Here is a 6,415-nt window from a genome sequence, read left to right on the forward strand (position 1 = left end):
TATTATTTACTGAATAATTGCGGTCGTGTAACCAACAATACAAGATATCCGATCAGGAACCCGCCCGTATTAAGAATAATGTCATCTACATCGAACATGCCTCGCTTCGTCGCAAGCTGAAGCAGCTCAAGCGACGTAATGCCTGCTGCGAACAATAACGTCCATACGAGCGGATGAAGCCTCTTCGTTAACGGCAGCAGCAGCCCGAACGGCACAAACATAATGATGTTACCGAGCAGATTGAATGCGGCGGCTCTGCGGAACCTTCCAGCAATATGTACAAAATGCTCAATCGTCGAGAAGGGAACTACATTATAACGGTAGCCATCCGCTACACGAGCGTCTCTTCCGAAGGCAAAGAACATCCAATACTGTAACAGACATCCATAAACAATCGTTAATGCGACTGTCCACTGCCTGCTTCTATTCGTTATCATGTAATCCCATCACACTCCCCTTCGCTCAATCTGGGTGCGATACGCTTCTGAAGTAAAGCGACAATTTCTGCTCTAGGTCCATATTTCGCTTCCCGTTCACTACCATCTCAAGCGGATTCGTCATTCCGACTACCTGATACAGGACCGAATACTTTGAATTACCCTTCGACTGGACATCGTATCCATCGCAACCTCTCCTCCATTACTTACCACACCGTATAAAAATAAAAACCGATACCCGAGCATTGCTGCTCGGTGTATCGGCTTGTTGTTCGTTCTTCGTAAGCTTGATCGCATTAACTTCCTGCTTTGCCTGCGGCTGAGCCCTCCAGCTGCTCGAAGTCAAGGTCCAGCCCCGGTGCAGCATGCACAGCTGCACCATCATGTTTCAATGGTCGTGTCGTCTTCACGGCGGCTTCCGACCCGCCGCTCACTGTTGTCACTAATTCCGAGGAGGCGAGCTTCAAAAGCTCATGAATCGGGTAAGTCAGAATATGCGGCTTAAGCTCCACCGCATGTCGGCTGCTCTTCTTGTCCGTTTCCTTATGTTTAGGCGTTGGCGTCAATACACGCATTAACACCTTAAGATAAATCTTGGACATGGATGCAAACATCCCTGCTGGCAGCTCATGTACGCCGAAGCCAAGCTTCGAAGCTCCTCGGTGAATCATCGTGACGCCATAAATCGATTTGGCTTCTTTGGCCACTGGATCACGGGACACCACCGTCGCTAAAGTTGGCAGCTGCTTCTCCACCATACGAACAAGCCGGATTGCAGCTGCAATCGGCGTTGCTGATTTATGGGCAATTTCGAGCAATAGCCTATTATCGAAGTGCAATTCAACGACGTCATCGCCATTATTTAAGGTTTGGCCGCTGCCAATATCAATCGGAGCGCCATGATATTTCACCATTCGATAATGGAACGAAGGACTTGGTGAGCCAACTGGCTTCGTGCGGAATACGCGATGGAATAATCCTTCCCATCGAAGCCATAGCCAGATCAGCATCCGCTTGAACCGGCTCGGCACAAGCCCAATCGCCTTATCTGTCAAAGCAATCATCTCGTCGATGCCAACGAATTTGAAGCCGCGACGTTCCGCTTCAGCCAAATAACTGTCCAATGCCTTAATCATGTTCTCAGGTGCGCGTTCATCCGCTCCCGGCGTCATGCCGCAGTCATGCAGCAGCACCACCTCACCCGGACGCATCTTCTTCATCATCCGCTGACGAAGACGATTCACTCCTTGCTTGTACCGCCAATCTCCGAAAATCGCCGACCACAAAATAATTTGCAGATGGCCTGGAGAGTAATCAAACGCGTTCACGATTCCCCATGGCGGGCGGTAAAAAACAGCGTCCTGGCCAGTTGCTTCCCTTATGATTTCCTGCGTCCGCTCAATGTGCCACTTGACCTTCTTCGGACGCATGAGCCAATTCGTTTTATGCTCGTAATTATGAATGCCGATTACATGACCTTCTTCATGCATGCGTTTCAACAGCTCCGGATGCTTCTCCGCATGTGCCCCAACTACGAAGAACGTAGCTTTCGCGTTATAACGCTTTAACAAATCAAGCAGCTGCGGTGTATAGCGCGGATCTGGCCCATCGTCGAACGTAAGTGCTATCTCACGCTTGACGCGTCCTCGCTTGAATGCGCGGAAACCGAACATACGACTGATCAATCCAGGGAGAAAAGCGTAGAATGTCAGCCCGTAGAACAGTAAAAGAAATAAATTTTGCATCGCTTATTCCCACCAGATTCAATATGTAGTTAGTCTTTACATAGCAAAAGCCCACTATTAATTGTAACATACGTTCAGCATAAATAGGCATCTAAATGCGAACTGTAGTACAATGGTAGAAGTATGCAATCCACCACTTCCAGTTATATGTAATTTATGTATGCTTCGCTTTTGGAAGAACCTATCCTATGAAAGGGAGCTGCCCGAATGATTGTGTTTTACAAAAAATATTGGAGGACCGCCTTCGATATTGCTTTAATCGCCCTAACCGTTTATTTGATTATGTTCGCCTTCAGCTATTTGTATAAATTGGCGACTCCCGTCTTCTTATCGTTCTTTATTTATTTGTTCATCGAGCCTCCTGCACGTTGGCTGAGCAAGCTTGGCCTGAAGAAATCGATTGCCTCAGCGATCAGCGTCCTGCTGTTCACGCTCGTCATTATTAGTATCTTCCTTGGAGCCGGTTATATTATCGCCGATCAAGCAAACCGATTAATTTCGAATTTGCCAAAATACCAGCTGCTGCTGCGGGACCAGGTTGAAGCCCATTCGGATTGGATTTCTTCAAAGGTGAACAGCATACCGCCAGACATCCTAAGCCAGTTCGATAAGGTCGTTGATTATGTAACAAGTAAAGGTTCGTCGCTTGCGCAATCTTTCCTGATCACCATCACGAACTATTTGACCAGCTTCTCGACATTCATCTTCAACTTCTCCATCGGCATCATCCTGGCATATTTCTTAAGCGTGGAGATTAAAGACTGGAAACGGACAGCAGCTGAGAAAACGCCGAGAACGTTCAAAATCGCATTCGAGTTTTTGCGCGACAACGTGTTTAAAGGAATCGGCATCTATCTCAAATCGCAGCTGAAGCTGATCTCCATCACGTTTGCTGTGATCTTTATCTCGCTCATGCTCCTCGGGGTGCAGAACGCGTTTACGATCGCAGTTGTTTGCGGTATATTCGACGTACTGCCGCTGCTTGGCGTCAGTACGGTGTTCGTGCCTTGGATTATTTATTTATTCATTGTTGGTCACACATCGCTTGCGATTTGGGTATCTGCCCTGTTCCTCGTCGTCGTGCTGGCTCGCCAAATTCTTGAACCAAAGATTACCGGCGATACACTTGGTGTTTCTGCCTTTACGATGCTTGCGTTTATGATTATCTCGCTATCGCTCTTCGGTATAGCCGGCGTTATCCTATCGCCGGTCTTGATTATTCTCATTAAGGCATTGTACGATCAACGATACTTCCATCGCTGGATTCGAATGCCGCAGGGCGAGTTCGACAACAACCCGGAACCTGAACCGGATCTCCCTACTGAGCAATAAGTATTCCCACTTAAAATAAGCCGTCCTACGGGCTAGCGTACATACTGACGCTAGCCCGTAGGACGGCTTTATTTAGCTCTGCTGCTTCGCTGCCATGTCCAAGATGGCACGAAACAACCGCGTCGCTTCGTTCGTGGTGTTTGGTGGTCGATTTTCCGCCAAGACGGCAATCGCATACTTCGGTGATTTCAGCGGCCCGTAGCCAATGAACCATTGATTCACGCGGTCTGCTCCATTATATACCACTTCAGCTGTACCAGATTTGCCCGCAGCGTCCCATAGCCCATTCTGAATGAACCGACCTGTCCCTTCTCTCACGACAAGCTGCATTCCCTCCATCAGCTCATGCGTTGCAGCCGGCGATAGACGCCCCAGTGGCGACGAAGCCTCATGCAATGGAAACGATACGAGCCGCTGTCCATTCGCATAGCGGATTTCGCGAACGATTCGAGGCTCTACAACGTGACCCTCATTTACAATAGTCGCGATCATATTAGCAGCTTGCAGCGGAGAAATCCGTACGTCTCGCTGCCCGATCCCCGTCTGCGCCATGACCCCGCCGTCCGCGGACTTTTGTTTCCGATCGAAGATCTGTCCCGATTCCTCTTCCTCTAACAATCGTATAGGACCCGCAAGCGGGCCTACAGACTGTTCCGAATGCCAGCCAATTTGTCTCCCTATTCCAAGCCGGAAGGCTGTATCCGACAGCTGCTTTGCAGTCAGACGCTCCGCTACGGTCGCGAAGACGATATTGCAAGAATGGGCGAGTCCTTCGCGAAGGTTAAGCTCCCCATGCCCACCCTTTTTCCAATCTGATAAGCCATAACGACCATATTCCCCATTGCAATGGAAGGTTTCTGTTGGTACCGATACACCCGCTTCAAGTGCAGCTGCCTCCGTAACCAGCTTGAAGATCGAGCCTGGCTCTACCGCCCGAATCGCATGGTTCGCCGCAGCCGTTCCAGCTGCATCCACCTGCTCTGGATTTAGCTTTGGCCGAGAAACCATCGTAACGATATCGCGAGTCGCCACATCCAGCACAACGATAGCCCCCTGCTTTAATCCCGAACGATCCGCATATTCCTCAATGGCAGCCTGCAGCTTGGCATCCAATGTTGTAACTACCTGAAGCGGATACAGACGATTAACAGGTGCTGTTACACGTACATCCAACCCCTGCAGCGGCTGGCCTGCAGCATCCGTATAATAAGAGGCGGTTGTCTCTCCATCACCTCTAAGCAAACGATCAAGCGAGCGTTCAAGCCCAGCGCCGCCTATGACCGAATTGAGCTTGAGTTTTCCCGTTGCATACTCATGACCATAAGCCGCCTTAATCCGCTCGGGGTGCTGACTGATATAACCGATGGTCTGAGCAGCAAGATAAGGTGCCTGATAACGCTGCCGATACGGAACGACGCGTATACCGTTCATATGCACCGTCTTCAAGCCTTCAAGCTGCTTATCCGTTAAGGCAAGCGGATGGCCGCTGCCCGCTTCCAGCCAGTAAGAAGGCTCCTTCAATTGTGCAAGCTGAGCTTGCAGCTGCTGTACGTTTACGCCGAGAAGTGATGCTAGTCGACTCAACTGCGCCAGCTCTCCGCGCTGACCTTCTCGTACAGGAAATAAGGCGAGCGCATTAATTGTTTTTCCGGTTAAAGGGGTTCCGTTCCGATCTACAAATTGTCCGCGTCCCGTATCGATAACAAGCTCACTGTCACGCTGCGCGACGGCCTGCCGTGCAACCTGGGTGCTGCTCCCCGACTTGCTTCGCGGCCACAGCTCGATGAGGCTTAGCCTCCATTCACATATGCCAAACAGCACCGTAAGTGCTACTGCAATCGTTATCAGTCTTCTTTGCACAGTAAGCCTTGCCCCCGCTTCGTGCTTTCTTCGTTAGACATTATTGCCTAATTTGCCCGCCTAATTCCTCCTAGGGAGGACGCTAGGGGCTTTGCCCCTTGGACCCCGTTTTCAATACAATTTATTGAAATCAATAATAAAAATTTCTACCGATCTAAATCTAACATTTCTACCTAAATCCGAGAGTTCTACCCACCTAAATCCGAGAGTTCTACCCACCTAAATCCTCCCTGCTAGGGAGGACCCCATGGGACTCCCGTCCCCTGGACCCCGGAAGGGGCTGGTGGCGGGACAGAGACGCGTGTGAGTTACTGTGTGCTTAGAGTCGCGTGCCCCTCTGGGGCAAGCTTTTGTTCGAGCGTATTTTTAGCACCGAACAGAGTCGCTTGTGAGTTACTGCGTGCTGAGGGTCGCGTGCCCCTCTGGGCAAGCTTTTGTTCGTGCAACAGATTAAAGTGAAAACAAAAAGAAGCTGTCCCAAAAGTAGGTCAGCTCACTGATAAGACGACGGCTTTACCCCAAACGAAGGTGTACCGATTCACATTGGCTTCGATCTTTGTACCATCGACGAAGTAATGTTCTAGCTTTATGTATTTTTCTTCAACAAGAAACTGCAACACAGCCGTGAACACGTCTTCCAGCACATTCTTCATCCGCTCGGAACGGAAGAGATTGATCGTGCGAAAAGTCGTCCAGCCGCAGCATTGACGACACGAACGAGGTGATTCAAGGGAATGGCCTCTTCGAGATTCATTGGATAGCAGAGCTGGTCCATCGTATATTGGATGTACAAAAGAAACAGCTCCTTTGGAATGGTGAACTGTGACCCGTTTTGTGGACAGTTTAAAAAGCAACCATCTTAATTTAACAAGCAATTAGATGATCCCTGAACTCGTCGGGGGTCATCTTTTTTAATCCCCATTGATATCGCTCAGTATTATATTGATGTATATAATCAGCGACGCGTTCTCTTACTTCATCGAGGGTTTGGCAATCGATGAAATTAACCTCATCTTTCATATGACCGAAGAAGGATTCCAT

General features: G+C 49.4%; 5 protein-coding genes and 1 pseudogene. 1 reads left to right on the forward strand and 5 read right to left on the reverse strand.

Features of this window, described 5'->3' with window-relative positions; all coding sequences use genetic code 11:
* Positions 1-2: 2 nt before the first annotated feature.
* On the reverse strand, positions 3-437 hold the full coding sequence (locus tag DFQ01_RS20020; RefSeq protein WP_110045681.1) for a VanZ family protein: 435 nt from the start codon (positions 435-437) through the stop codon (positions 3-5).
* Between the two features lie 296 nt (positions 438-733).
* Complete coding sequence (locus tag DFQ01_RS20025) at positions 734-2,182, reverse strand: polysaccharide deacetylase family protein (RefSeq protein ID WP_110045682.1); 1,449 nt, start codon at positions 2,180-2,182, stop codon at positions 734-736.
* A 207-nt stretch (positions 2,183-2,389) separates the two neighbouring features.
* Between DFQ01_RS20025 and DFQ01_RS20030 the strand changes: the two genes are divergently transcribed.
* Positions 2,390-3,514 (forward strand): AI-2E family transporter, encoded by a 1,125-nt coding sequence (locus DFQ01_RS20030; protein ID WP_110045683.1) that lies wholly within the window; start codon positions 2,390-2,392, stop codon positions 3,512-3,514.
* A gap of 72 nt (positions 3,515-3,586) precedes the next feature.
* Here the strand turns inward: DFQ01_RS20030 and DFQ01_RS20035 are convergent, their stop codons facing one another.
* From DFQ01_RS20035 to DFQ01_RS20045, 3 genes and pseudogenes are all read right to left on the reverse strand, one after another.
* Positions 3,587-5,374 (reverse strand): peptidoglycan D,D-transpeptidase FtsI family protein, encoded by a 1,788-nt coding sequence (locus DFQ01_RS20035; RefSeq protein ID WP_110045684.1) that lies wholly within the window; start codon positions 5,372-5,374, stop codon positions 3,587-3,589.
* A 509-nt stretch (positions 5,375-5,883) separates the two neighbouring features.
* A pseudogene (locus DFQ01_RS32230) lies at positions 5,884-6,167 on the reverse strand (transposase); the annotation flags it as partial.
* Between the two features lie 71 nt (positions 6,168-6,238).
* The gene (locus DFQ01_RS20045) at positions 6,239-6,415 is read right to left on the reverse strand and encodes an IS3 family transposase (RefSeq protein WP_146216902.1); all 177 of its coding nucleotides are present in this window, start codon (positions 6,413-6,415) and stop codon (positions 6,239-6,241) included.

Origin of the sequence: Paenibacillus cellulosilyticus (assembly GCF_003182255.1) — a bacterium.
Classification (GTDB): domain Bacteria; phylum Bacillota; class Bacilli; order Paenibacillales; family Paenibacillaceae; genus Paenibacillus_T; species Paenibacillus_T cellulosilyticus.

Bases quoted from the DNA above. Each gene is read 5' to 3' on its own strand.
- DFQ01_RS20030 (WP_110045683.1), top strand. From the start codon at position 2,390: ATGATTGTGTTTTACAAAAAATATTGGAGGACCGCCTTCGATATTGCT.
- DFQ01_RS20025 (WP_110045682.1), bottom strand. From the start codon at position 2,182: ATGCAAAATTTATTTCTTTTACTGTTCTACGGGCTGACATTCTACGCT.
- DFQ01_RS20020 (WP_110045681.1), bottom strand. From the start codon at position 437: ATGATAACGAATAGAAGCAGGCAGTGGACAGTCGCATTAACGATTGTT.
- DFQ01_RS20045 (WP_146216902.1), bottom strand. From the start codon at position 6,415: ATGGAATCCTTCTTCGGTCATATGAAAGATGAGGTTAATTTCATCGAT.